This is a genomic window from Pedobacter jejuensis, assembly GCF_003725795.1.
Classification (GTDB): Bacteria; Bacteroidota; Bacteroidia; order Sphingobacteriales; family Sphingobacteriaceae; genus Pedobacter; species Pedobacter jejuensis.
Map to the genome: position 1 here is coordinate 31,125 of NZ_RBEE01000012.1, position 25,319 is coordinate 56,443.

The 25,319-nt window shown below is 35.1% G+C and carries 21 protein-coding genes, 1 tRNA gene and 1 pseudogene; 3 read left to right on the forward strand and 20 right to left on the reverse strand.

Annotation, left to right across the window (positions count from 1 at the left end; all coding sequences use genetic code 11):
• Positions 1-2: 2 nt before the first annotated feature.
• The 14 genes from D7004_RS07660 to D7004_RS07720 all read right to left on the reverse strand — a co-directional run bounded on the left by D7004_RS07660 (position 3) and on the right by D7004_RS07720 (position 16,866).
• Positions 3-1,088, reverse strand: a complete 1,086-nt coding sequence (locus tag D7004_RS07660; RefSeq protein ID WP_123205292.1) for a radical SAM protein — start codon at positions 1,086-1,088, stop codon at positions 3-5.
• Positions 1,089-1,505: 417 nt separating this feature from the next.
• The gene (locus tag D7004_RS07670) at positions 1,506-2,450 is read right to left on the reverse strand and encodes a GDP-mannose 4,6-dehydratase (RefSeq protein WP_123205294.1); all 945 of its coding nucleotides are present in this window, start codon (positions 2,448-2,450) and stop codon (positions 1,506-1,508) included.
• A 215-nt stretch (positions 2,451-2,665) separates the two neighbouring features.
• Complete coding sequence (locus D7004_RS20615; protein ID WP_167459442.1) at positions 2,666-2,860, reverse strand: hypothetical protein; 195 nt, start codon at positions 2,858-2,860, stop codon at positions 2,666-2,668.
• A gap of 271 nt (positions 2,861-3,131) precedes the next feature.
• Positions 3,132-5,828: an outer membrane beta-barrel protein gene (locus tag D7004_RS07675; RefSeq protein ID WP_167459443.1), complete on the reverse strand. Its 2,697-nt coding sequence runs from the start codon at positions 5,826-5,828 to the stop codon at positions 3,132-3,134.
• Positions 5,829-5,838: 10 nt separating this feature from the next.
• Positions 5,839-6,864: a FecR family protein gene (locus D7004_RS07680; RefSeq protein WP_123205296.1), complete on the reverse strand. Its 1,026-nt coding sequence runs from the start codon at positions 6,862-6,864 to the stop codon at positions 5,839-5,841.
• A 92-nt stretch (positions 6,865-6,956) separates the two neighbouring features.
• Positions 6,957-7,571: an RNA polymerase sigma factor gene (locus D7004_RS07685; RefSeq protein ID WP_167459444.1), complete on the reverse strand. Its 615-nt coding sequence runs from the start codon at positions 7,569-7,571 to the stop codon at positions 6,957-6,959.
• A 672-nt stretch (positions 7,572-8,243) separates the two neighbouring features.
• Entirely contained in the window at positions 8,244-9,416 is a 1,173-nt protein-coding gene (locus D7004_RS07690) for an alpha/beta fold hydrolase (RefSeq protein WP_123205298.1), read from the reverse strand.
• 308 nt (positions 9,417-9,724) lie between these two features.
• A complete protein-coding gene (locus tag D7004_RS07695) occupies positions 9,725-10,423 on the reverse strand; it encodes a hypothetical protein (protein ID WP_148042772.1) in 699 nt (232 codons plus the stop codon).
• 347 nt (positions 10,424-10,770) lie between these two features.
• Positions 10,771-11,457, reverse strand: coding sequence for a LytR/AlgR family response regulator transcription factor (locus D7004_RS07700; RefSeq protein WP_123205300.1), 687 nt, complete (start codon positions 11,455-11,457; stop codon positions 10,771-10,773).
• 63 nt (positions 11,458-11,520) lie between these two features.
• Positions 11,521-12,558 (reverse strand): sensor histidine kinase, encoded by a 1,038-nt coding sequence (locus D7004_RS07705; RefSeq protein ID WP_123205301.1) that lies wholly within the window; start codon positions 12,556-12,558, stop codon positions 11,521-11,523.
• Between the two features lie 621 nt (positions 12,559-13,179).
• Complete coding sequence (locus D7004_RS07710) at positions 13,180-14,598, reverse strand: DUF4932 domain-containing protein (RefSeq protein ID WP_123205302.1); 1,419 nt, start codon at positions 14,596-14,598, stop codon at positions 13,180-13,182.
• Between the two features lie 180 nt (positions 14,599-14,778).
• On the reverse strand, positions 14,779-14,847 hold the full coding sequence (locus tag D7004_RS21235; RefSeq protein WP_407946537.1) for an alpha family phenol-soluble modulin: 69 nt from the start codon (positions 14,845-14,847) through the stop codon (positions 14,779-14,781).
• 211 nt (positions 14,848-15,058) lie between these two features.
• Positions 15,059-16,285, reverse strand: a complete 1,227-nt coding sequence (locus tag D7004_RS07715; protein WP_123205303.1) for a S41 family peptidase — start codon at positions 16,283-16,285, stop codon at positions 15,059-15,061.
• Positions 16,282-16,866: a hypothetical protein gene (locus tag D7004_RS07720; protein WP_123205304.1), complete on the reverse strand. Its 585-nt coding sequence runs from the start codon at positions 16,864-16,866 to the stop codon at positions 16,282-16,284. Before D7004_RS07720 ends, D7004_RS07715 begins: the two co-directional genes overlap by 4 nt.
• Before the next feature lie 206 nt (positions 16,867-17,072).
• Between D7004_RS07720 and D7004_RS07725 the strand changes: the two genes are divergently transcribed.
• On the forward strand, positions 17,073-18,116 hold the full coding sequence (locus tag D7004_RS07725) for a sensor histidine kinase (protein ID WP_123205305.1): 1,044 nt from the start codon (positions 17,073-17,075) through the stop codon (positions 18,114-18,116).
• Positions 18,109-18,828 (forward strand): LytR/AlgR family response regulator transcription factor, encoded by a 720-nt coding sequence (locus tag D7004_RS07730; RefSeq protein ID WP_123205306.1) that lies wholly within the window; start codon positions 18,109-18,111, stop codon positions 18,826-18,828. The genes D7004_RS07725 and D7004_RS07730 overlap by 8 nt, the downstream gene beginning before the upstream one ends.
• A gap of 535 nt (positions 18,829-19,363) precedes the next feature.
• Here the strand turns inward: D7004_RS07730 and D7004_RS07735 are convergent.
• The 5 genes from D7004_RS07735 to D7004_RS07755 form a co-directional block, all read right to left on the reverse strand.
• The gene (locus D7004_RS07735; RefSeq protein ID WP_123205307.1) at positions 19,364-20,134 is read right to left on the reverse strand and encodes a S41 family peptidase; all 771 of its coding nucleotides are present in this window, start codon (positions 20,132-20,134) and stop codon (positions 19,364-19,366) included.
• Between the two features lie 78 nt (positions 20,135-20,212).
• Positions 20,213-20,545 carry a hypothetical protein gene (locus D7004_RS07740; RefSeq protein WP_123205308.1) on the reverse strand — a complete coding sequence of 111 codons (333 nt, stop codon included), beginning with the start codon at positions 20,543-20,545 and terminating at the stop codon, positions 20,213-20,215.
• A 493-nt stretch (positions 20,546-21,038) separates the two neighbouring features.
• Positions 21,039-21,467, reverse strand: coding sequence for a CPBP family intramembrane glutamic endopeptidase (locus tag D7004_RS07745; protein WP_123205309.1), 429 nt, complete (start codon positions 21,465-21,467; stop codon positions 21,039-21,041).
• A gap of 39 nt (positions 21,468-21,506) precedes the next feature.
• Complete coding sequence (locus D7004_RS07750) at positions 21,507-22,361, reverse strand: nucleotidyl transferase AbiEii/AbiGii toxin family protein (RefSeq protein WP_123205310.1); 855 nt, start codon at positions 22,359-22,361, stop codon at positions 21,507-21,509.
• The gene (locus D7004_RS07755) at positions 22,358-22,996 is read right to left on the reverse strand and encodes a type IV toxin-antitoxin system AbiEi family antitoxin domain-containing protein (RefSeq protein WP_123205311.1); all 639 of its coding nucleotides are present in this window, start codon (positions 22,994-22,996) and stop codon (positions 22,358-22,360) included. The genes D7004_RS07750 and D7004_RS07755 overlap by 4 nt, the downstream gene beginning before the upstream one ends.
• Before the next feature lie 741 nt (positions 22,997-23,737).
• On the opposite strand from D7004_RS07755, the pseudogene D7004_RS21240 reads away from it, so the two are divergent.
• A pseudogene (locus tag D7004_RS21240) lies at positions 23,738-24,652 on the forward strand (recombinase family protein); the annotation flags it as partial.
• A gap of 575 nt (positions 24,653-25,227) precedes the next feature.
• Here the strand turns inward: D7004_RS21240 and D7004_RS07770 are convergent.
• Positions 25,228-25,307: transfer RNA gene (locus D7004_RS07770), tRNA-Leu, on the reverse strand.
• Between the last annotated feature and the right edge of the window lie 12 nt (positions 25,308-25,319).

Sequence of the window (25,319 nt, forward strand, 5' to 3'; positions counted from 1 at the left end):
TTTTAGTAGTTAGAACTTGGATTATAATAATAGCTACAGCAGGAAGTGCAAATGGAGAAAAGTTCTTTTCTTATAAATTTCCTCAGGTTCTGCCAGCGTTCTCCGTTCCATATATCCAAAAAGTCTGTGTTATAGATGTTACCCATTGGCAGGTCATAAAAAGTATGGCACCCTACTACATCACCCGTTGCGGTAACTTCTGCCTGAATAAATGGGAATACACAATGGCTCTTTCTATCCTCCATTTTATCCCATTGTGCAGAAAAATAGTTTTTATAGTTGTCGGTGCTTACCGTTTTGGGTGAGGTATTGAGAATAATTTGTTTCGAATCACACAAGATTTTAACCTTATGAATTTGTTCGGTAATGCGATCAATATCAAGCGAAGCAAAAATAGAAGGGTCTTGAACCAGCCCACTTGCAATCGGGGCCATGGTTTTTAACTTGAATTCGGAATTCAAGACCTCAATATAATCAAGATGGTTGTCAACGGTTGCGAAATTCTGCATTTCGATACTTACACCTGCAAAATCATCGAGATTGATATGGTTGAAGAAAAAATCCTCAATATGTTCAGCATTATTTGGTGTAACGATGTAGGTAATCCCCAATTCAGGATTTTTGCTACCAGTAGCCTTTTTTAGCTTGGTAAGCTTATCAATCCCCTTCATTACCCTCTTGTATACGCCGTTACCACGTTGAAGGTCATTTATTTCCTGCGGACCATCTATGGATACCCACAAACGGTTTATTTTTGAATCGACCAGTTCTTGTGCATACTTTTCAATTAGCGTTCCATTTGTGGCCGCATATAAGTAACACCCCTGGTCGATAATTAATTCTATGATTTCAAATACATTGGGATGCAGGAATGGTTCTCCCCCAAATAAACCAAAAGTTGGTTTTGTGCCTGCGCAATCTTTAATAATTTTCTTTACGTGCTTAAATGATAAGGTCGTTAATTTTTCTTTTTCATGATAAGATCCCGTATCACCCCATTGATAACACATTTTACATCGTAAATTGCATTTTTCAATAAGTTGAAAAACGATCCAATTTGGACTACTTAATTTGTCGGATATATTCATGAATTAAGAGCTATTTGGTTTTTAAATATTCATTATCAACTGTTATAATGATTTTAGTTCTTATTTAAGAAGTGGAACATTGCGAACCAATACTCCTTATCCATAAGAAACTAAACCAATCAGTTGATCTAATTTGCTTATCTGGTTAGTGAACAACCAAAGGTGTGGTTATTCAATACCTAAAATTAGTCATTAACAATTTTGAGAAAATATACAAAGTGACTATTCGAATACAAAATTTGACTTTCTTAAGATTTTTTTTTCAATCGAGTGACACTATCGAAGCTATTGAAAGTCTCTGCTTAAAATTTATGGTGGAATTGGCAGGCTTGGAATATTTGAATCCTGGACATGCTACAGTCATCAGGTGTGAAAAACTGTTCAAAAAATGAATTGTAAAATATTTTAGATGTTCATTTATTGTAATTTAAGCCAATCGTTATACTTTGTCAGCCCATCTAAAAGCGTATTTTTAGGATTATAATTTAGTAATTGTTTGGCTTTAGAAATAGCCGCACAAGTTATTCGAACATCCCCAGCCTGTCTTTCAGTAAATTTCAGGGTTATTTTTTTCCCAGATATTGATTCAGCAATCTTAATAACTTCATTTAGCCTGACAGCCTTTCCGCTCCCAACATTAATTATCTCAAAATTGGACTTTTGATAGAAAATGGCAGAGACAAAAGCGTCTGTTACGTCGTCTACATAAGTGTAATCTCTCGAGTCATTTCCATCACCATAAACACTGAATTCTTTATTGTGGTCTAATGCGTCAAATAATTTGCATATCGCCAAATCAGCTCGTTGTAAAGGGCCATACACGGTAAATAACCTTAAAGCAATAAACCTAATCCCGTAAAGGTGGCTATATACCCGGCCCAACGATTCTCCGGAAATCTTAGTTGAAGCATAGGGACTAATAGGCTTAAGTTCGTTATTTTCCATCCATGGCAATTCACTATTTTCACCATAAACGCTGCTGGAAGAGGCAAAAACAAACTGCGTTATATGTTGATTTTTAGCAAAAGCCAAGAGACGTTGTGTTCCTACAATGTTATTTTCAACATAGTGTTCAGGGATGTCCAGGCTCGAACGTACACCAGTCTCGGCAGCCAGATGTACAATAATGTCGATACCTTTAATATTTTCGAGAAGATGAGCATCTCTGATGTCCCCTTCTAAATATTGAAAATTCGGATTTTCGATATTTAGAACGTACTTCTTATTCCCGCTAACACCTTGCGGATTTTCTTTATTATAATTATCAAGGCATACGACGCTATTTTCGGGATGCCGAAGTAGTTTCAGAATTAAGTTGCTACCGATGAATCCTGCACCGCCGGTAACGAGTATTTTTTTCATATCGCTTTAAAATACATTAATGTCTTGTAATCTTATATACCTTGGTTTGATAGCTATATAGATTATTTCACCCTTTCCTGACAGGCGTTAAACGTTCACTAAACTCATGAAGTTTGTATCCTTTTACATACCCACAAGTGAAGTTGAAAACCAAAGTTTTATTATGAATGCATTACAAATATGCTCTATTTTTTTATTAGTGTACTGATAGGTCTTTAAAGATAATAATTATTAGCATCTTCTTTGTTTGGAGATGTTTCACAAAAATACCCAGGTAAAATCCCTTCACCTATTTTAACTTTTGGTCTCCTTCTACCCGTAAAATTTCCCTTAGAGGGTTTTCTTCTTCTACCCGTAATATTTATATTATACCAAACCAAATGTAAGTGATAAGGTGCGTCTATCGACATTCGCTTGCAACGAACACAAGAAATTTTATCTGTAGGAAATAGCAAGAAACTTTTGCATTTAGTTTGGTATAACATATGATAAATCAGAAAAATATAGGGCGGTGAACCACAGCTGCAAGTTTCTAAAATATAAAACTTTGCATGGTATGAATTTGTAAAGCACTACTTATTGACAGAAGATACTGCGATTCCGTGATACAAAATACATCTGTATTCTGTCTACAATCAGTTAGAAGAGGGTCAAATTAATTGGTTTATCCAGTCAACAATTTTATAATCTTTTCAACGCATCTTCATTACCCAGTTTAATATCCGATTTTTGTATTTTTGATTTACCAAATTTATAAGTGAACCCTACAAAAACACGTTTGCTATCGTTGCTAACACGTTCTGCCGAATTAAAAGTGCCATAACCACGTTCCACAAGGTAATCGTTACGCTTAAAAACCAGTTCATTTCCACCTACGCGGAGCTGTCCTTTACCTTCCCAAAGGCTAAGCAAAAAGGACACATCGATATTTTTATAACCACTATTTTTCGAAAGATCCTGCACATAGTTGGTCCAGTAATAGGCATCCACCTGTAGCTTCAGGTCTTTTGAAATTTTAAAAACCTGCGAACTTTTAAAGTCAGAATGAAAAGCAGCCAGTTTGTAGTTGTCACCTAAGACTTGCCCTTCTGCGGTATTATAGCCAATGGGTGTACCGCTATTGAGGGTTTCCCACCAATTGTTGATTTTGATTGGATAAAACAAATAAAGCGAAAAGTCCGATGCCCGGTTAAGATTCCGCCGCGTAAAATAAGTAACTTTTGTTGTAAGGTCCTGTTTGTAAGGGAATAGTCCGATAGTACCTTTTGTATGGGTGTAACTTAGCGAAAAATTAAGCTTATGTATATTCGTACTTAAAGTGTAGGTATAATCAAACTGTGGCGTAAGAGATGGGTTACCTTGCTCAATGGTATAGCGATTAAGCAGTACGGTGTAGGGTACAAGTTCGTAATAAGGCGCACGGTTTATGGTTGGCTTATAGGAAATGGAAATATTATTATCCTGGTTAAAATCATGCTTGTAAAGAAATGTCGGGAAGAAATTACTGTAATTCTGTTTAAAGTTGCCCACAAAATCAGCTCGGGTATTTTCAATCCTTAAACCAAGCTGTAACTTATCTTTCTTCCAATCTTTGCTCAATATTCCATAAACTGAAGCAATGGATTCTTTTAAGTTACTTTGGTTGGAAAATATTGGGTTGGGTTCAAACTTACCGTTGCGGTTGTCCTGATAATCTACGCTTGTATTGGAATTGGTGTACTGAAATTTAAATCCGGTTTCAAGCTTCCATTGCTTTTTCAACTCATGTGTGTAATCAGCCTGACCGATATAAACATCAATAGCAGCCTTATTCCTATTCTGGTAGTGGGTCGGAATCCTGATGATATTGCCTGCTCCATCATAGAGCACTGAAGGAAAATCCTGGAAGAGATTACGTTTCCATGGCGTAAAGGTCGCGAGTACCACAAGATCATTTTTTCCTGAATCGGACAAAAGATGATAGTTGAAGTTATAGGTATAAGAACTGGCACGTTGGTTAAAGATAGCATCAGTATACGATACCGAATCGATACGGATGTTTTTCCGGCCAAAATCATTCGTTGTTGCCCATGGTCCTTGAAAATAAAAGATGCCCCCATTTGCAAAAAGTCCGATGCTTTGATGTTTATCGAGCTGGAGTTCGGTGCTTGCCTGGAAATTATAAAGATTATCGTGCGATATCCGTGACCAGTTATTGGTTAAATAGTATAAAGGATCGGCAGGATCCTGGAACCTTTCCGAACTTATACTAAAAATATTGGTTCCTTTGGTAATACCGCCACTAGCATTGAGGGTAAGACTTTTGCGTTTGTAAGTAGCGGAGGTGTTCAAGTTAGCACTAGCATATTTTCCCATTGAGCCATCAGCACGGACATCGCCCGTGAAACCTTCAATCTGACTTTTTTTCGTGATGATATTAATCACAGCGCCAAAGGAGGCATCATATTTAGCAGAAGGTTGTGTAATTAATTCAATTTTAAGGATGTTTCCTGCCGGCAAGGTTTGCAGGATATTTTCCAATGCCGCATCCGGCACAGGTTTACCGTCAATTAAAATCATGGTCCGTTTTCCCTGTAAACTCACCGAGTTATCTGCAGAGATCCGCACAAAAGGTGCCGATTTTAATACCTGCAGCGAATTGCCAACTGCCATGGCGCTATTGTCTACGTTAAAAACCAACCTATCACTTTTAGCTTCTACCAGGGGTTTGCTGGCCGTAATTTTAACTTCCTTTAAATTTTCTCCTGAAGACTGCATCGCAATTGGAGCAATACTAACCGATGCATCACCGCCAACTTTAAACGGCTTAGTGGTATGAGGACTATAGCCTATGGGAGAAATTTTAATTTTGTAAACGCCCGGTTTAACCGACGGAAAGGTAAACTTCCCATCAGGATCCGTTAACGTGTTAACGACAAAAGAGGAGTCGGAGGCTACAAGCAAAGTAACGGTGGTATAGTCCAATGGTTTGGCATATTCATCCAGCAAACGGCCGCTTACCTGTTCTTTTGAAATAGAATCTGCGGTATCAGGGGTTATCTTCTGCTCCACAGGTGCTGCGATTTTAGAGACCGTGGGAAAAACAGAATAGTTTTTATCATCTACCTTATACCACGATAAATTAAGGGGTAAAACAACGGCATCTAAAATCTTTTTTAAAGGTTTGCCAGTAAAATTACTAGCCTGATAACCAATCTGTTTTTGCTTAAGCTGACTTTCCTCGTATAAAAAATTGACTTTAAATTGTAGGCTCAAATTAAGGAGAATCTGCGTTAAAGCCTGTTTCTCATCCTGTTTTGACTGTTGGCCAAATGTAAATTGATTAAAAAATAGTGTACACATCAAGGCAATGAAGCTAACTTTTAAGTTCTTTCTCATGATCTCTGCCTTATTTAGATGTAACAAACAGTTCATTCGTATCCGCTTTCGGGATAATACTGATGTTCAGGGTAACGCCAATGGCCTTAAACAACACATCACGATCCCTGGCACTTAAGTTACCCGATAATCTTTTCTCCAGAATCTTCGGATCGTCTACCACCACCTTATATCCGTAAATATCTTCGAAATAATCGAATATCTTAGCCACCCGAACATTGCGGAAATATAGTTTTCCATCTTTCCAAGATGCATATTCTGCTACGTTAATCGGTTTTTTGAGCAGTTTACCGTTTGTATATTCGGCGATATCACCGGGCGCCAGAATAAGTGGTTTTATTCCACCGGTTTTTAAATCCAGACTGATTTTACCTTCTAAAAGGGCAACTTCAGTGCGGCCCCTTCTGTCGTTTACGTTGAAGGAAGTTCCCAAAACTTCTACATTAACCGCTCCGGTATGCACAATGAAACGTTCGTAATTTTTTATTTTCCCTGTCTGATGCAGGTGATTTACTTTTAAAAACGCTTCGCCCGAGATCCAAACCTCACGTATATCATTCTTACTCCAGGTTTTATCGTATTTAATCCTCGAGTTGGCATTCAGGGTTACTATTGATCCATCAGGTAAAGTGATATCCTTCAATTGGCCAAAAGGTGTTTCGATATCTACCTTATAGTTAACAGAATATAAAATGCCAATGCAGAACAGGATACCAACCACAACCGCTGCTGCTGCATACCGATACCACATTTTGAAGATTCTGCCTGTTTTTTCTACTAAAACAGTACTGGCAGCAATGTTTTGCCAAAGTTGTTTTTGCTCAGCTATATCGAAAGCATCGGTCTCGAAGTGCATCGACAATACGATTTCCCTTGCATGCGCAAATGTCGGGCGCAGGATAGGATAAGTATCCAAAACATCCTGCCAAAATATTTCAGCTGTTCTATCAGGCTGAAGTACCCATAGGATAAAGCTTTCATCATTGATCAGGTCTGCTAAAGTATAAGCTTTGTAATCACTTAGCTGTTTCTTCATTGTTCTTTATTTTGACCTTATTAGCAACAGCAGCCGTTTTTTACCCCACAGAAATCATTAAAAAAATAAAATTTGTTATATCTATATGATTATCAGTTAATTAATTTTAAATGAAGTAGGAGGTAAAGCAACAATAAATCATCTTTAGAAAGGTTATTACGTAGATAATCTAAGGAACGGGCCATGATTTTATACCCCGCCTTTACCGAAATCCCCATTATTTGGGAGATTTCTTCGTAACTCAATTGCTCATGAAATTTAAGAAAAATAGCTTCTCTTTGCCTCGCTGTAAGTTTAGCCATTGCATTTTGAAGCTGCTCATTCACCTGTAACTGCCGTTCATTATCGATGATGGTTTCCTCTATATTTAAAACCGCATGAAACTGATAGTTTTCCGTTTCCTCGTAAGTTTCATTTTTGCTTAGCTGAAAGATTTTTTTGAAAATGGCATGCCTAAAGGATTTATAGAGATAATTTTTTATATGCCCGGGATTTCCAACCGAATGTCTCCTCGTCCAAAGTCCGACGAAAAGGTCCTGTATACATTCTTTGATGAGGTCTTTATCTTTGGTAAACTTCGAGCCATAATTATACAAACCTGCCGAATGGGTTTTGTAGAGGTATTCGAAAGCAGCTGCGTTACCATTCTTGAAATTTTTCCATTGTATGAATTCATTATCTGGATTATGGCTTTTTTTAATCTGCAAAATATCGGTCTGAATAGGTTTAAGATCTAAGAATCAACAATTTTCCCATGCACCACAAATTGCTGACAGCCAAACATAAGTAAATTCTTTTAAACGTATATTCTAGTGAAATAATCTTTGTTAGATTTACAAACCTTTTTTATCAATCTGTTCCTTAACCAATAAACCTCGCTCAATCAACCCTATTTTGCGGAAAATATATTTTTAATATGCTATTGATAAATGACTTGCAGATAATTAAAAATTAACAAAACGGGCTCAAATTAATTTGGTTTGTACATTATGAGAGAAAATCAAATAAATCCCAGACTATAAGATTATCAATTATTGATTACTATTAAGACAGCAAACTCTGGAACAAATCTCATCATCACTCAAATCGATAGTACTTGCCAAGATTATGTCTCCTTAGTCGCTCACGCTATAATCCTCACAAATACATATCTAGCGAAGCATTTTACAATTATTTCCTAGGATCAAATTTTTATTTCGTTACTTGCGTGTTAAGGCTTACCGTATCCTTTACAATCGAATTTTAATCCAATCATACATTTTAAATGCTTGATACAGCTATGCGTATTAAACAGTCTCACAAAACGAATAAATAAAGATAATTCATCCTGCTATTCAGTCAGAAGGTTTGAGGTTGTTTAATTCTTTTTGCTCCAAAATTTATTGGTTTTTTAGTTTTCTAATTTTTTCAGTGTATTTATCTATTGAAGATTTAGACTGCGCCTTCTCCAAACATATAATTGCACTTTTTATATCCCCTTTCTTAGTTAGCACTTCTGCCATTAGGCTGTAAACGCCTTCATCATCAGGATACAGATTAAGAAGCTGTCTGGTCAATTCTTCAGCCTCGATAACTTTTCCATTTGTTAAATAATAGTCCGCAAACTGGTAGTATGAATTATACGGTAGTGCGATATCAGTACCAAAAGATTTGATTATAGCTTTTGTTTTTGACTTTAAAACTTTCAATGGATCATTTTTATGATACAGTAATACATCCATCGCTAAACTATCCGAAAAATGCCAGTCGTTAAATATGAATGTCAAACCTGATGGAAGACTTGTTAGCGGAGTAGTCATATGATTTAATCCCTTAAAGAAGTCGAAACGCCAGTTTTTCGAATTTGGTTTGTTCGCCTTGAGTAAACTATCTACTTTTAATGCACCTAACTTAAAGCCACTTTCCTGAAACCCATCGTCTCCTGTCGAAAAATAATACTTTTGTCGAGAAAACATACTATCTGGTGTATTGGCTATATAATCGTTTAGTTTGCTGATTATTTTTGAATTAACCAGGTTATCTTTATTCGGATAATTTAATGCACCACTAATGCTAATTACAGATTTGAAGGTTTCTGGATAGGTTAACATCGCATTGGTTACAAATTGCCCACCTAAAGAATGGCCTATGAGCGTGTAGAATCCGTTTAATAGGTATTTTTCGCTCAAATAATTAATCAGATCATTTTTTATAAAATCCAAAAATCGCAAAGACGATGTTTCATTTTTCTCAAAATTCAGTTCTTTACTTCTGTCATCCTGAACTATACCAATGAAAATTGCTTCAGGAATATCATTAGTCCATGTCAGCCTATCGATTGTGGAGGAAGTATAGTTATAAAGGCTTTGATCCTGCGCATCAAATAAAATTATTAGGGGATAATGTTTATTCACTCTCCCATAATCCTTTGGCAATTGAATATAGATTGTGTGATCTAAATTTTCAGATTTTGAATAGATAGTAAACTTATTTTTATCACCCAGCTTAATCTGTTGGGCCGATAACGTTCCATAGATGAATACTAATAATAAGGCAGTAAAAAATTTTCTCATTTTAATTTTGATAAAGATTATGAAGATAAAATTAGCTCCAAAAAAATGTATCTTTTGAAAAATGTGACGGAGAGGCTGAAAAATGTGGTGAAAGATGGATTTGTGTAAATCAGACTAATCTGTAGTTGACTATCCAATTAAGTCTAATTTTTCATTGGACAAAAAAATTTTCTTATAAGATCATCCCAAATAAGGAAAGTATTCATCCCCTAATGTATATCTTGCTTTCATCTGTAAGTTTACTTGCACCAATTACGGCAAAGAGATAAAATGTTTCACAAAACTAAGGGATTATCAAAGCTATTAACCTATGAGCTATATACGTTGTTTTTGTTAGGGGGGGGGTATGCCACTATTTTTTTATTCTTTTTAAATTTTCTGATGTAAAATACAATGAATCCAATTTGTAAAACCGTTCCAAAAACTGAGGGCAAAAATTGGCTGTATGGTTGGTAATTGTATAAAACAGTTCCTGAAAAAGCAGATAATAAAGCCGTAAAAGCTCCAATCATTTTAAAAATGTGTTCGTAGATCCACATATTTCGATAAGCCTTTTCTGGAATTAAATACCTTACGAAATCATAGGTGATTATAAACAACAAAGCTCCAACTGTACTATAAATTATGATTGGCGACCAATACATTCCCATTGATTTGAAGTAGTATAAAAAATAGGAAACCGATGTTAGTGAGATGATAGCAACCAAGATATCAATAAATTTCGGTTTATTAGTTTTGGTTTTTAAAATTCTATATCCTGAAAAACCATAATAAGCACTCAAAACTGTGATTATTAACAGGAAGGTATTGCGTTTGAAGATAAATACTCCGATTAATCCTGTCAGAACTACAATTACCAAAAGGATTAGAAAATAATTTCCACTTTTCTTATGCCACTTCCCACCTTTTATCGAAGTCAAGGCTAATATTCCGAGTAATAGAGCGATTGAACCAGCAATTACATGAATTAAGATATTTGAGTTATGTAGAAAGGAATAATTGGTCATCTTTTAATTCACTTGCTCTTAATATTCTCATTTTTTTTAAATGCATACAACATTTATAAAGGTATGATTAAATAAGTTTGATTATAAATCTAAAAATAAATCTTTTAAAATTAACAGGAGAAGCTTTTCCCCTCTTAAACAAAAGATTGAAGATAGATTAAAGGGTGCATCTTATTATAAACTGTAATTCTCAAAAAACAAAAATTTTTTTAAATTTAAGATCGCTTTTGCGAGGGCATGGTATAGTATCGCCAATTTTGCAATATGTTGACAGACTGTATCTTTTATTCGTACCTTATCTTGCCAGATAGGGGCAATCTTTATCGGTTTATCCAAGTAATATTTTTTTATTTATTTAGCACATTTATTAATGATTCACGATAGGAAGGAGAAAGAGGTATCTTTATTCCTGCAATAAATAATTGGTGCCTTTCTATTTTATCGATTTTCGAAATCGCGACTACATAAGATTTATGAACCCGCACAAATTCTTCAGCGGGCAATTTGGAAAAAAACTCACTAAGTGTACTGCGGGTCATGGTATGCTTTTGGCTTTCATAAAGACTAACATAATTGTCCTGACCTTCCACATACAATAACTCATCAATGCTGATTCGAACCCATTGATAGCCATCTTTTACAAACAATTCATTATTACGTATTGGTGTTTCGTTCAAGGGCTTAGTCAATCTGTTGTTTGCGAGGTTACAAGCTTGAAGAAAACGGTTAAAATTAATCGGCTTTAGTAAATAATCTGTGGCAGCAAGCTCAAACCCGCTTATTGCATGTTCGGAATAGGCAGTAGTAAAAACAATTTGTACACGATGATCAACTAATTTCGCAAATTCCAACCCTGATAAGTCTGGCATCTCAATATCCAGAAAAACAAGCTGTATTTGCTCATCAACTACATACTTTAAGGCCTCACTCGCACTAAGAAACGTGCCCTTAAATTCAACAAATGGGATTTTTTTAGCATGATTACTTATAATTTCTAGAGCGACCGGCTCGTCATCAACTGCAATTGTCTTCATTTTTGCTAAGAATTTTCCGGACTAATAAATTTGTTATCAATCGCCTCAAGTAGTAAATAAAATCTAATTTAATTTGATATTTAGGTTTACTTCATATATATCATTGTTTTGTGCACACACTAATGAATATTTACCTTCATAAAGCAAATCTAAGCGCCTTTTAGCATTAGCAATACCTGTATTATTTCCTTTAATTTCCAAATTTTCTTTTCTGATTGTGTTTTTAACTGACATCTTCAATTCATCACCAATAATTTTAATAAGGATTTTAATGGAATAAGAATTATCTACGCTGATTCCATATTTAAATGCATTCTCTATAAAAGGCAGAATTAATAGAGGTGGTATTTTATAATAATTTTCTGTATTGCCGGTTTCTATATCCATCTCAATAGCATTCATTTCGGGCAGTCTTACCTGCTGAAGATAAGTATAGTTTTTTATGAACTTGAGCTCATTTTTTAATTCAACAAAATTTTCTTTCGCAGATGATATTGTATAGCGCATCATTTCCGAAAGTATCTCAACCGACTTGGAGGTTTTCTCAGCTTTTTCAGAAATTGCTGTACCATAAAGATAATTAAGCGTGTTAAATAAAAAATGGGGATTAATTTGCGCTTTCAGGGCGCTGAGTTCACTTTCTGATTTGCCAAGTTGTATATCTTTTTTTAGAAGGCGTTTATATATATAAAGCCGTGCTGTCGAGTATATAATAAAATAGCATGCTACATAAAAAACAGATACTAAACCATTTATTGAATAATTGTAGAAGTCCCAACTTGGGGAAATTACTAACGCTAAAATAAAGGCAAATAGGAAGGACGCAACTATTGATAAAAGAAGTGAATATTTTCTAAAAACAAACCAATAGGTAAATTCAACAGCAGGAGCATAAACAAATACACAAATAATTATATGATAAATGTTTGGTACAGAGAAATTGAATCTAATAAAATTATTCCAGCCAGACATTAAAATGCCATTTACAACAGTAGTTTCTCCGTGATAGCTCATTAAATATGGCATCATGTGGTTTATATTCAAAATAAGCCACATCATAAACATGTGAATAAGTAATGGTGCAAATAGTTCTTTTCTCATTTTTTTTAAATTTATCAAATGAAACAATTAGCAACAATATGATAAATTAAAAGTGGTAAACATGCAGAACAGTGTGGCGAAATTTCCAATTTTAACTGTCTAGCAGTTTATTTAATACAAAAACAAAAAAATTCCAGAATTGCAGCATAGAAACTTTCAGGATTTTAAATCTGCTAAAGATATGCGCTTATGATGACTTGTTTGATCTACTGTAGGAAATTGGTTTATTTTTTATATATGCCCCGATCAGCATAAAAAGAGAAATATGTGTCTTAAAACGAAGGGAAATGGTTAAAGAGATACTCATACTACGATTCTCCAAATAACACTAAAAATGCTCCCAAAATAAACAAAATTGGCATATTTTGTTTTAAATTCTTTTTGATCAGTACTGCATTAATGATCCAGCCTATGAAAGCAATAAATATAAGGGAACAGCAAATAATAGCATAATTAAATTCAGTTTAATTGAAAATCCTCGATACTAAAGAATTTTAAATCTCTAAGTTACCAAGTGGAGCTTGTCTCAAAAAACGAATATTCCACTTGATGATCTTTATCAAAAACTCAGACAACCTTAGTTTAATACTAGATAGTTGCGAACACAAAATTAATTTTAACTTATTTTACTTTATTCTCTAATTGCGCTCTTGACCAATGAATCATTTCAGGATAGAGTTGAGATAGAAGCTTCGTTGGATTGTCTTTTTTGAATTTTAGCAAGGCATTGGTAAATTTATCAAACATAATAAATCCTCTTCTTTCACGATTCATTTTGACTCTTTCCTGGATAACAAATTCACTTGTCTTTTGATCAAAACTATCCTGAGCCCATACGCAAAATGCAGCATGGGTCATGTATTCATTAAAGACTGACATCGGATTCTTATAGAAGCTGTTTTTTTCATCAGTCCATATTTCGGAATTATAGATTTCGGATATTTCCTTGCTATATTTAGAGCTGACCGGATTTACATAGTTATGGTCGATTTCGGTGAATACTATACCGGACATCAGACCTTTTTTCTCTGTTTCGGATAATTCCTTTCTAATATCATATCGATTTGCATCACAGATAAACATGACGGTTTCACTGAACCATTTATTGGTTTTCTCGTTCATGCCATAATATTTTTGCGTGCTGTGTGAGCCGCCAATCAACGGTGAAAAGGTAATTTTATATGCATTATGCCTTGCCGGAAATTCTTTTTCAAGCCAGTTCCACATACTTCTAACTGGTAAAAGCTCTTCAACCCGCTTTAAATCATCATCATAAAACTTCTTATTTGAAACATAAAATTTTCTGAAATTAGATTGATCAGCAAAATCCTTTACCAAGGGTAGTAAATCCGTGAACAGATTGGTAAAGCCATCCCAATCAGATCCAAAAACATAGTTATGAACACCTCCGTTTACAATCGTATTGCCCTCAAATTTATAAATGAAGCTGTTTTCTCTGAACTCGTAGTACTTATTTGCAATTTCATTCTTCTGAAATTGAAGTTTTTTAAACACAGGATGGTCTAAATAAGGACTGAAGTATCTTTCTACTCTTTTATAATAATCGGTATTCTTCTGTAAATCGGTTGCGGTTTTTCCGCTCGGTGATAAAGTCCAAATGATATTAGCCAATTCATATACTTCAGGAATTTCATAGGAAATTTTCCCCTCATTCTCATCAATGTAATGCTGAGAGAAGCTGGCGGAAACTGCATTATACCTGAAAATGACTACGGTCTTTTTTCTTGGCGTCTGTACATTTACATATGTTCTCCTTCCGTAGGGAAAATTATCGCCATTGATCCGTAATGTATCCTTTCCTATAAAAGCAGTCATTATTATTCCTTTGGATACGTCCGTTCCGGGACTTGTGGTATCCACTTTCCCTATAGCTAGTTTAAAAGTGTCTGGATAAGCTGAATATTTGTATTTTATGGTATCGGAATCCGAGTGATAAATTTTGCTCAACTTTTCTTCGACTTTCTGTGCGAATGAGAAATAGCTTAAGCAAACAAACAGAGCGGATATAATGGTCTTCATGAGCGTCAATCTTAGTTTATTCAAACGTTAAGTTAAAGAATTAAATTTGAATGATAAAAATTAAAATATTATCAAAAACGGTGGCTTTGTGATAGGCCAAAAAATATTTAGCATAAATTTCGTCTCAGAAAACGAAGGTATTAAAATATCTTATTTATAATTCATTCGACATTAGGTAACTCAATGAACGAATTGAGAGACTAATGATTTGATTACCTTAAAAAGTGTTCCAACAACATCCCTAACCAATAGAATGAAAGATTTTTAGAATACCAAAATTTTAGTTTTTCTTAAGATTTTCAACGTCTTCTTGCAACTTATTTTCTCCAAAATCCTTTCTAACACCTCTAAAAAACCAGAAAGGTGCTCTAAGTATTAAACATTCTGTGTAGCGAAAGTAACGCGCTAGTGATACATACTTGAAGCAGCTTAATTTTACATAGACCGTCAAATTAAATGCTTATTTCCCTTCTCTGATGTACTTCAATGCTCTTTGTAGATGTGCATCTTCAACTCCACTCAAATCTTTGGCAGATACTTTAAAATAAATATCTGGTTTGATACCAACACGCTGAGTTTCTCGTCCATCGGGATAGAAGATACCATTACCAGTAAAACTGAAACGATAACCTCCAGGCAGGTTCAATCTTTTTACATCACCATCAGCACCCGCTGTTTGACTACCGATAATGGTGGCATTGGTATTGAACTGACGTAACATCATAGAAAACCACTCACCCATACTTTGGGCATTTTCATCGGTCAAAATTACGATTTTGCCTGTATACAATTCTCCCATGGGTTTTGTGCCGTCCTTAGACACATACATATAGTTTTCAATATCTTCCCTATGTATAAATGCGCCAGGGTCTTTTAGGTCTGCAGCATAATAACGGGCAAAAGCAAATGGTGCTTTACCTAATACCAATGGCAAATAGTAACCAAATAGACCCGGTGCCTGAGGATATTTTCTCATGTCAAAAACGAGGGCCTTTTTACTTTTCAGTTCAGTTGATAATTTTGCAAGGTCTTTGTCTTTTGGCAGATCCTTATCAAAGATATTACCAGCCCTGAACAAAGTAATATCGTCACCAATATATTCTATACCTTTGATTTTTTTCTCTTTAGCCCTTTTTTGCAGAATATCATCTTCAATAATTTTGACACTTTTTCTGTTATGACGATCTAGCATCACCAGCTTTAGATTTAGATAGGCTCTATCTCTTCTCACCTTTACATTTACAGTTTCACCCTTTAAATTGCTAAATGCAAAAGTATCGCCCCTGTCATTATTAGCTGTACTCAATTGCCTGTATTTAACGGCATTATTGGAGGCAGGGAGCAATGTTCCTCTTTCTTTAAGCCAATCCTCCATTTTTATTCCATTTATGGCGACAATCTCATCACCTGCTTTCAACGAGCTACTTTTTGCCAAAGAATCGTTTAAGAATTTTTTAACGATAATACCTTTGGCCTCTGCTTTATAATCAAAGGGTGGGTAATATCTAACTTTGAAAATATCACTGGTCATTTTCAAATTACCGTTTTCCATAAACTCTCCTCCATGGGTATCATTAATTGCAACCTCTAACATCAAAACACTCTTCTCATAGCTGGTCCTGTCCTTGATCTCCCTGAAGATAGGTATCATTGCCGTCAGAACCTTTTTCCAGTCCTTGTCCATCATATATATTTATAGGGGAAGAGATATTCAATGGCATTCCAAACCTTTGCCAGGGTCAGCAAATTCATTCTCTCTTCGTTAAAAGTATAATCGGTATAAGCAGCCTCATTTGGCAGATCACTTTCATACCAAACTGCAGGAATATATTGATGGTTGCCGCTCAGATTAACCTGGTTGGACAATGCAGTTAATTGTTTTCTTACAGCGATCGTATACTTCTTGTCTTTAATCCAATTGTAGTCAACATTTTTAAGCAAATGCTGGTAGCTGCTTAATGTATCATGGTCGTAGCTGTGGGCTTTTGCCGTGAACGCAGGATCAACTGGTCCTATCATCGTTGATACCAATTGGTTTAATTGCTTTTGATCAGCATTTTTAACCGACTCAATCAGTGATAGAAACACTTTATCTGCATCAAATTTACCAACAATGCTTTTTTGAGATTTGTACTTAACAAGCCCCCATATCTGGATGAATTGCTTTATATTCTGATTTTGAGTCATTATGTTTTTCCCTTGTGCCTGTACATTAACTATTTGGAACAATAAGGCAACTAATAGGAAGTAATATTTAATAGTTTTCATGTAATCTATTTTTTGGTTTGATTCCTCAAATGTTCATATCTGAGATTACAAGAAGAAAAGCGATTGACCAATGCCACATTTTTATTGACAAGCAAGGAATTATGAGCAAATCAATCTTGTGTATTTGTTGACCCATCTTGTCAATAAAATTGACCGTTTAGTGTATTTATTTTCCTGCCAATATTAATTTAACATACTTTTAAACCATGAACAAACGACTATTTTTCTACCTACATATCGGTTATTGGTTATTGGTACTGATGCAGGTGTTGTTGGTGGCCCTGGGTACCGGGGTTCTGGGTACACATTTCGATTGGCGGTTATTTCTCTCCATTGTACTTCCGGTTAAGGCTTTACAGATTGCATGTTCTGCTATGTTCTTTTATATAAACTACCTTTTTCTGATTCCATATGTACTAAAAAAAGGAACAATCCTTAAATATATACTTTCACTGGTAGGCGGTATCATTGTATTCAGCCCGCTATACTACTTAATGGAACAGATTGTGTATCCTTTAATCGGCTGGAAAAGCTATGACATGGATCTCGACTTGTTTTTCGCTTTCATCGTTGCCTTAGGTGCTAATTTTCTGAATATCTTTTTAGGTCTGCTGTTGAGTTACCTAATGGATTGGCGAACCATCCGTGCCGAAAAGGAAGTAGTAGAGAAGGAGCATCTAAAAACCGAACTGGCCTTTTTAAAATCACAGGTAAATCCACACTATCTGTTCAACACCATTAATGATATCTATTCGCTTACCCAACAACAATCTGAAGAAGCACCGGAAGCCCTACTTAAGCTTTCTGAGGTGTTGCGTTATATGTTGAGAGAAAGTGATGATCCTTATGTGCCATTGGCAAATGAAATAGATTACCTGAACAATGTGATCGACCTACAAAAAATTGGACAAAAAGGCAATTCACATATCGATTTCAAATTGGTGGGCAAAATAGAACATCAAAAGATTGCGCCAGTGATTCTAATCAATTTTATAGAGAATGCATTTAAACATGGAATTTTTAAAAATAGTGAAGAACCCATTCAAATTTTAGTTACTATTGATAAGCAGGCTTTTCATTTGCATCTTCGCAATAAGATAAATGTTGCCAAAAAAGACAGAACTGGCGGAATTGGTTTGGTCAATGTCCAAAGGCGCCTGGCATTGATCTATCCAAACCGCCATAAGCTTTTAATTAATCCACAAACTGATACTTTTGTTGTTGATTTAAAAATTGACCTTTATGATTAGATGCATTATTGTAGATGACAAACCCTTAGCCATTGATGTTTTAGAACATTATATTTCTAAAGTTCCATTTCTGAGTTTAACCTTTACTACTATCAACCCTTTAGATGCATTAAATAAGGTAATTGAAGGTGAAGTAGACCTGGTTTTTCTCGACATACAGATGCCCGAGCTCAGCGGACTACAGTTCATGAAGATCATAAAAGGGAAATGTTTGGTGATCTTAACTACCGCTTATGCCGAGTATGCCATGGAAGGTTTTGATAATGATGCTGTTGATTATTTATTAAAGCCCGTCTCATTTGAACGTTTTTATAAAGCTGTAGAAAAAGCCCAGCTTATCTTGAAAGGGTTGGAGAAGATAGCCAAACCAAGCACCTCATTCCTTGTAAAGGAAAAAGAAGCTAGCCAAATCTTTGTAAAAACCGAATACAAACTGGTTAGGGTTAATGTAGCTGATATTCTATATATTGAGGGTTTACAGAACTATGTAATGATTTATACTGCAAAAGAAAAGATCACCAGTCTGCAAACCATGAAAAAAACCGAAGAGCAGTTACCTGTCAGTCAGTTTATCCGGATTCATAAGTCATTTATTGTAGCCATTAATAAGATCACTAGTATCGAAAGAAACCGCATATGCATTGGCGAGAAAACAATTGCATTAGGCGAGGTTTATCGTGAAGCATTTTACAAAGCGATAGCGAATAATTAGCATTTGATAAATATTATTATTTACTCAGGCGGAATTAAAGAAATTCAATAAGACAAATCATGTTATAAATTGTATAGGGGTATTTCTAGTACTCCGAAATTCTATTGTCTTTATAGATTTCCCACCTATTCTTGCAACTTTTCTTTTCTCTAAAGTCCTTTCTACCCTTAAGAAACAAAATAGATATTTTAAGGACTCAACATTCCCCGTAGTGTGGAGATTTCGGAAACGTTGATCATTTAAGTATAAAATCTTAACTCAATGCATTTTGGACAAAATTGAACTACAATATTGGTTGCTAAGATATTCGAAGTCGGCAGCCCAATTTTAAAACTGGTCAACCCGCTACTACATGGACTTGGCGTGACGTCGTAATCTCCATGTAATATTCATTATTTTCATCCTGCGAGGTTTGCAAAGGACTTATTAGATTTATTGGATAAATTTATATAGTTCTCATTAAAAGTAGATTTAAGGTGTCAAAAGATTTTCCAATATATTTTGTGCCGAAAAATGAACATTTATTACAACAACTTCACTTGAAATCAACTGGATTAAACTTATCTTTAATATACTTTAAAGTCTGAGTTATCCAGTCATCTCCGAAAGGATCAAGGAGGATGTCTGGTTTTATCCCTATACCCTCGTAGGCTAAATCCTTTGACCGGCCTCTCATGTCGGTCGGGTAAAATATAAAACGTTTACTTGGCAAAATCATGGTTTTACCATAATTGCTACCATAGGTTATCGTTCCCCGGGTTGTCTCACCTAAAGTTGTTAAGCCGCTTTTATCCTTGATATCAAGGATAAATTGCTCAGCATTACTCATTGTGTTGTTGTTCTGCAAAAGGTAAATTCTGCCATGATATTTTTTCAAAAAAGTTAAAAACTGTTTTGAAGTTCGATATCCCCCTCCCAAGTTATTTCTTAAATCAACAATGAGACATTCAGGGATGATCTTCGCCCTTATAGTGTCAAAAGATGATTTGGCCATAGTGTGATTATCATTGCTCGAACTGAAACTACTCAGTCTAAGATATCCAACCTTATTTGTAAGTTCTCTATACTCGAACTTTTCCTTGCCAAACTTCATTGGAGCATACTTACCAGGCTGGAATTTCTGGAAGTTCATGTTACCAAGTTTGCCATTAACTAATCTAACATTTCTATAAAGAACGTAAGGAACAGGTGGCCCCACGAAACTTATAGCATCGAAACTTTTGTTTCTGGCATTATTTAAAATTACTTCAACTATCCCTGTCCGGAAATTCTGGAGATAATAGACATTTTCTCTTTCTCCAAACATTACATATTTAGCACCGTCAGCTCTGACGTATATCCCTTCGATACTATCCCTTGGATATAAGGTATATCTCGATTTAATCTAAATAGTATCTATTTCCAATTTCAAATATTTAAGCCTAAATGTAGAATCAGGCTTTCGCCATAAACCCAGGTGGTTATCTTTGATAGGATAAATTAGTTTTAGCAATTTCTGATAAATTTCAAATTCATCTGAGGATTTCAAATCTTCACGTAAGCCTTCGTAAAGTTTCTGATAAGATTTGTTGTCTTTTAGCTGATCTTTATAAGCGTGAAGTTCCTTAATCTTATTATATAGAAAATCAAGGTCTTCTATGTTCTGGGCTTCTTGTGCCACGAGGGTTGAAGAAAAAACTAAAGACAATAGAATAATCAGTAAATATTTGTTTATCATAGAATTACGGCATTTATTGCTGCATGAAAATAGTCATGGTAGTAAGTTATCATATATTAGGCTAAAGCTAAATATGTTGGTTCTAGGCCAAAACTCTATTATCCCAACCCCTGATAATTTTATCCTAACACGAATCTCGGATGGTGTAAAAAAAACTGTTTCAGTATACAAATGTTTTTTTTCCAAACTTATGTAATCTGCAAAAACCAATTTAATTGACCCCTCTTCGCCAAAACACTAAAACAAAGACAAGCAATAATTTAAAATAAATATATTTCTGGTGGAATGAGGTCAATCTATTCTGATTTATTCACAAGAGTGTAGGTTTGGCTAATAAGCATGCCCAGTTAATGGATAAAGGCATACGATAGTCCATTTCTACAGCAAATACTCTAGCGTTTATTAGCAGATGTTCCCATTATAAACCAAAGTCGCCAGAAGTCTAGATATTATTCATGGGATTAAAACAATTCCTTTTTGTTGTACTTATAACTTATTCATTAGAATTTTCGATCTTTATCCACCATGTACTTCTTTTTATTTCAAAAGAAATTTGCTTTTTCTTTTTGTAAATAATTGTCCCACCTATTGCCAGGAATATTGTTAAGAATCTGAACATATTTGCGTAAGTGACTCCCAAAGCATTTTTATCTACGTCAAAAATCAGCCAATACAAATTCATCAGACTATGTAGAGAAATGGCTGTCCAAAGGTTAAATTTCCACTCTGAATAAATCCATGCAAATATGATTGAGCCAACAAATGTGAGTAAAAATATTCCAATAACTTCATCGCTATCAGTACTTTGATATAAATGTGCCATACCAAATAACAAGGAACCAAAAAAAACGGATGGTAAAAATCCCAGTCTGGCATACCTGTAAAGCATCCCAAAAAGAATAGTTAAAGCTAATTCGCTCATCTAGATACATTCTGCTTTTTACAGATTTTAAGAGGATATCTACTGGAATTTTAATTTCTCCACCAGGTCATTAAAGTACTGTTCTCCCCAAATTTCAAGCACCGCATCATCTTTTATAAAGGGTATAACATCTTCCTTTACATTGTCAAAGGAAACAGCCTTAATTTTCTCGCGGAGTGAGTCAATGACATCATTTCGACTTAATTCTTCTTTGCTCCAATCCCCGGTATCTTTTGCTCTTAACTCAAAATGGTGCAGGTCAAGTGGTATCCCTTTTTTTATATACCATTCCAGGTCATACCAATCCCTTCCTTTGACCCGGTTTTTCCACTTTCTGAATAGCAATGCATGCATTTTTCCAGCAAAGAGACTAGGTTTGTCAAAACATTTTACATAAAAGGAAAAAGGACGTGTGAGCAGTTTCATTTCTGTTTTAAATCCCAGTGGTGGCCGGCGGTCCACTTCTATCTTAATTTTCATGGATCTGTTTGTCGATTTTATGCCGGCCTGCTTTACAATATCTTCCAGTACCAATTCTTTCCATTCGGTTTCGGATTTAAGGAAAGCTGAATAAATATTTGTTTTTTCTTTCTTCTCCTTCTCACGGATGCTAACTTTCATACCTATGGATTCAAATTCGGCCACAATAGCATCGAAGTAAGGGTCAAGAGAAAAATCAGGATCGGCTTTTACTAATGAAAAGTCCAGGTCTTCAGAGAATCGATCTAACCCATAAAATATACGCAAGGCAGTTCCACCATAAAAGGCTGCCTTTTCAAAGAAATTGGTTCTTGAAAGGCCGGCCAGTGCAACTTCCTGCATAATTTCTCTCAAAGCTGAGCGTACATCTTCTGTATTTTTTGGGTCATATTCCCCAATCCATTCTTTAATCATAATTTCTCAAGTGTTTTGACGAGCATTTTCAAACTGTCCTTTTTCGGTGCGTCCTCAATCCAGGAGCGCATCTCTTTAAGATTAAGCTTGTGAAGCCATTCCGGATCTATCCGCAGATCGTCCAGTAAAAAATTACGTGTTTGAACCGGACTTCTTAAGACAAGTCCGGCCGTGGCAATTATTTTATCACACAATGCTTTTTCAGGCATTGCCACAAGGGCAACCTGTCCTGGAGACAATTCTATACTTCTTATTCCAAAGCTGTAATAGGGTGATGGCATAAACCGGTAGCTAAACCTATCTTTTGGAGTTTTGAATTTTTTGGAAAGTTTTATTGTAATCGACTTAACTTCATAAACCCGTTCAGGAATTAAGCCCCAGTAAGACATGGCTGATTCTAGCGATACATAGCTCGGCCCCCATAAATGATTTGCGATCAGGAAAGTTTCGGGGCCGGTCAAATCTGTGTTTATACCGGGAATATAAATCCCTTTCTTTAATGAGATCAGCTCACCGCTTTTTATCAATTCACTTATCTTGTCATTTGGTCTTTTATAATCTTTGAGCATATAAAGAATGACCTGTCTTGTGATGGGGGCATTGTTGTACTGCTTGATTAGATGTTTAAAATCCATTCTGTCAAATTATTGTACTAAAATCGGAATATTTCCGATTAAAAGCAAATTTTATAGCATTATTTTAATGTACCTATATGAATCGATAATCGGATTATTTCCGATTTTTGTAACATATTCTCACATTATATCAATGTGTATCGCATTAAAAGTATTAGTATAATAAGGATTACATTGATCCGAGGCCATTTCTCCGCATACTGAAAAAACATATAACCTGAAATCACAATATGAACTTGGATTCCGGTTTTGTGGATAAGCTGCAGGCGATTGACCCCGTTTCGCCGAAAACTAAATTTATATTAATTATTTAATTACCATACCGTTATGAATTTGGCAATATGGGGTCACTTAGATAGGTTTTTGCATTCATTAACTATTAAAGAACAAGACTAATGTTTCACCTCTAAAATCCCAAAGATCTTTTAATTAATCGACTGTGATTGTTTTACTCCCAGACTTTTTTCTAGGTATTACGTTAAGTAGGTAGTCTTCAATATCATTATTGATAGTAAAATTGTTAATGAAATCTGAAAATACTAAGGATAAACATAACCTACTTAGGGTTAAGCCACTATTAATAGTTGACAACGTAGATAAGAATTTTGGTTCGAATTTCGATAACAGTTCTAATATAATTCACGAAAACATTTCCAATGAAGAAAAGATATTACTAACTTTAATAGCAAACATCATTGTAGAAATTGCTTTAAAGGAAACACTATGAATGCTATTGGTTACATGAGATTGAGTAGTAAGGACCAATCAAAATCCTTAGAATATCAGGAATCCTCAATAAAAGAATATTGTAAGAGGAATAATTTAAGCCTTATTGGTCTGTTTAAAGATAATGGTGAATCAAGCTTCACATTTGATAGGCCGGACTACAAAGCATTGGAACTCTATTTAAAAAACTATAAGGGACAATGTAATTATCTCATTGTTCTTGATCACGATAGATTTAGTAGGAATCTTCCTGAAGCACTGATGAAGATTGGGGAGTTGGAGTCCAAATATGGAGTAAAAGTCCTTTCTACCAATGAAAGAATTGATTTGGATACTTCAGATCCAGATGTATTTATAAAGAGGGCTTTTGAATATATGATGGCCAACAAAGAGCTTTTTAACATCAGAAAACGAACCAAGCAAGGAATACGGAATGCAAAGGAAAGTGGAAGATATTTAGGAAGAGCGCCATATGGATATCGGAATATCGTCGATGGCACGAAAAAAAACTTAATAGAAATCCATAAAGGAGAGGCCTTAATTGTTGAGCGCATCTTTCGTGAATTAATTATGGGTATCCCTCAATATATCATTTATAAAAATGTAAAAGCTTTAGGCTTTACCAGAACAAGTAAATCTGCAATTCAGGAAATACTTACGAATTGTGTATATGCAGGTTTAATAAGAGTACCTCCTCTCCAGGAACTCCCAGAAAAATTTGTTAAATCCATTCATTCGCCTATTATCTCAGATGCAGAATATTGGCTGGTGCAGAATATTCTGAACAAAACGAAAAAAAAAACACGTATTCAGCCTGCAGAGGATTTCCCTTTGAGGGGAATTTTGAAGTGTTGGTGTGGAAAAGGAATGACTGCAGGATATACTAAGGGACGTAAAAATTACTATCTATATTACCGCTGCACGGAACACACAAATTATAACATTCCCGGTAATACGCTACATGATGCACTTGAAGCTGTTCTTAGGGGCTTGAGTTTTACCTGCCATCAAGTGAAATTCATTAAGGAAACCGCTAAGGCTCTATTGATAGAGCCACTTAAATTGAAAAAAGAACAACACCAAATTAAAATTAAAGAACTCAATGAGCTAAATGAAAAAATTTTTAAGCTTGAAGAGCGGCTTATGAATAATGAGATAGAAAGCTCTACGTATCTAACTTGGTTCCAAAAATTTAAAGAAGAGAAGGCGATGTTGGAGTATTCCTTGAAAGGAAATCAGCCATCAAAAATTAGAAATGAAGATGACCTGATTGAACGAATTTTACCTGATTTAACAACCTTATATGAAATCTATGAAAAAGGGAACATTACTCAAAAGCATACGCTACTTAGAGGGGTGTTCAAAGATAATCTGGTATGGGGTGAGGGTATGTTTAGAACCGCTTTTATCGATCCGACTTTCAATGATAACATACTGAAAGTCAAGCAAAAAGGGTTGCTTTTCAATGAGCAACCCTTCAAGATTTTGGGCTTAACCCCGGTAAGTACCCAGCGCCGGAATCGAACCGGCACAGTTTCCTATCGGTGTTTGAGACCGACGCGTCTACCAATTCCGCCAGCTGGGCATTTGTATTAGG

Excerpts from the sequence above, each read along its gene's own strand:
- D7004_RS07750 (WP_123205310.1), bottom strand. The coding sequence starts at position 22,361 with ATGATTAAAGAATGGATTGGGGAATATGACCCAAAAAATACAGAAGAT.
- D7004_RS07725 (WP_123205305.1), top strand. The coding sequence starts at position 17,073 with ATGAACAAACGACTATTTTTCTACCTACATATCGGTTATTGGTTATTG.
- D7004_RS07730 (WP_123205306.1), top strand. The coding sequence starts at position 18,109 with ATGATTAGATGCATTATTGTAGATGACAAACCCTTAGCCATTGATGTT.
- D7004_RS07700 (WP_123205300.1), bottom strand. The coding sequence starts at position 11,457 with ATGAAGACAATTGCAGTTGATGACGAGCCGGTCGCTCTAGAAATTATA.
- D7004_RS07660 (WP_123205292.1), bottom strand. The coding sequence starts at position 1,088 with ATGAATATATCCGACAAATTAAGTAGTCCAAATTGGATCGTTTTTCAA.
- D7004_RS07690 (WP_123205298.1), bottom strand. The coding sequence starts at position 9,416 with ATGAGAAAATTTTTTACTGCCTTATTATTAGTATTCATCTATGGAACG.
- D7004_RS07695 (WP_148042772.1), bottom strand. The coding sequence starts at position 10,423 with ATGACCAATTATTCCTTTCTACATAACTCAAATATCTTAATTCATGTA.
- D7004_RS07705 (WP_123205301.1), bottom strand. The coding sequence starts at position 12,558 with ATGAGAAAAGAACTATTTGCACCATTACTTATTCACATGTTTATGATG.
- D7004_RS07745 (WP_123205309.1), bottom strand. The coding sequence starts at position 21,467 with ATGAGCGAATTAGCTTTAACTATTCTTTTTGGGATGCTTTACAGGTAT.
- D7004_RS07670 (WP_123205294.1), bottom strand. The coding sequence starts at position 2,450 with ATGAAAAAAATACTCGTTACCGGCGGTGCAGGATTCATCGGTAGCAAC.
- D7004_RS07710 (WP_123205302.1), bottom strand. The coding sequence starts at position 14,598 with ATGAAGACCATTATATCCGCTCTGTTTGTTTGCTTAAGCTATTTCTCA.
- D7004_RS07715 (WP_123205303.1), bottom strand. The coding sequence starts at position 16,285 with ATGATGGACAAGGACTGGAAAAAGGTTCTGACGGCAATGATACCTATC.
- D7004_RS07720 (WP_123205304.1), bottom strand. The coding sequence starts at position 16,866 with ATGAAAACTATTAAATATTACTTCCTATTAGTTGCCTTATTGTTCCAA.
- D7004_RS07675 (WP_167459443.1), bottom strand. The coding sequence starts at position 5,828 with ATGAGAAAGAACTTAAAAGTTAGCTTCATTGCCTTGATGTGTACACTA.
- D7004_RS20615 (WP_167459442.1), bottom strand. The coding sequence starts at position 2,860 with ATGTCGATAGACGCACCTTATCACTTACATTTGGTTTGGTATAATATA.
- D7004_RS07755 (WP_123205311.1), bottom strand. The coding sequence starts at position 22,996 with ATGGATTTTAAACATCTAATCAAGCAGTACAACAATGCCCCCATCACA.
- D7004_RS07735 (WP_123205307.1), bottom strand. The coding sequence starts at position 20,134 with ATGTTTGGAGAAAGAGAAAATGTCTATTATCTCCAGAATTTCCGGACA.
- D7004_RS07740 (WP_123205308.1), bottom strand. The coding sequence starts at position 20,545 with ATGATAAACAAATATTTACTGATTATTCTATTGTCTTTAGTTTTTTCT.
- D7004_RS07680 (WP_123205296.1), bottom strand. The coding sequence starts at position 6,864 with ATGAAGAAACAGCTAAGTGATTACAAAGCTTATACTTTAGCAGACCTG.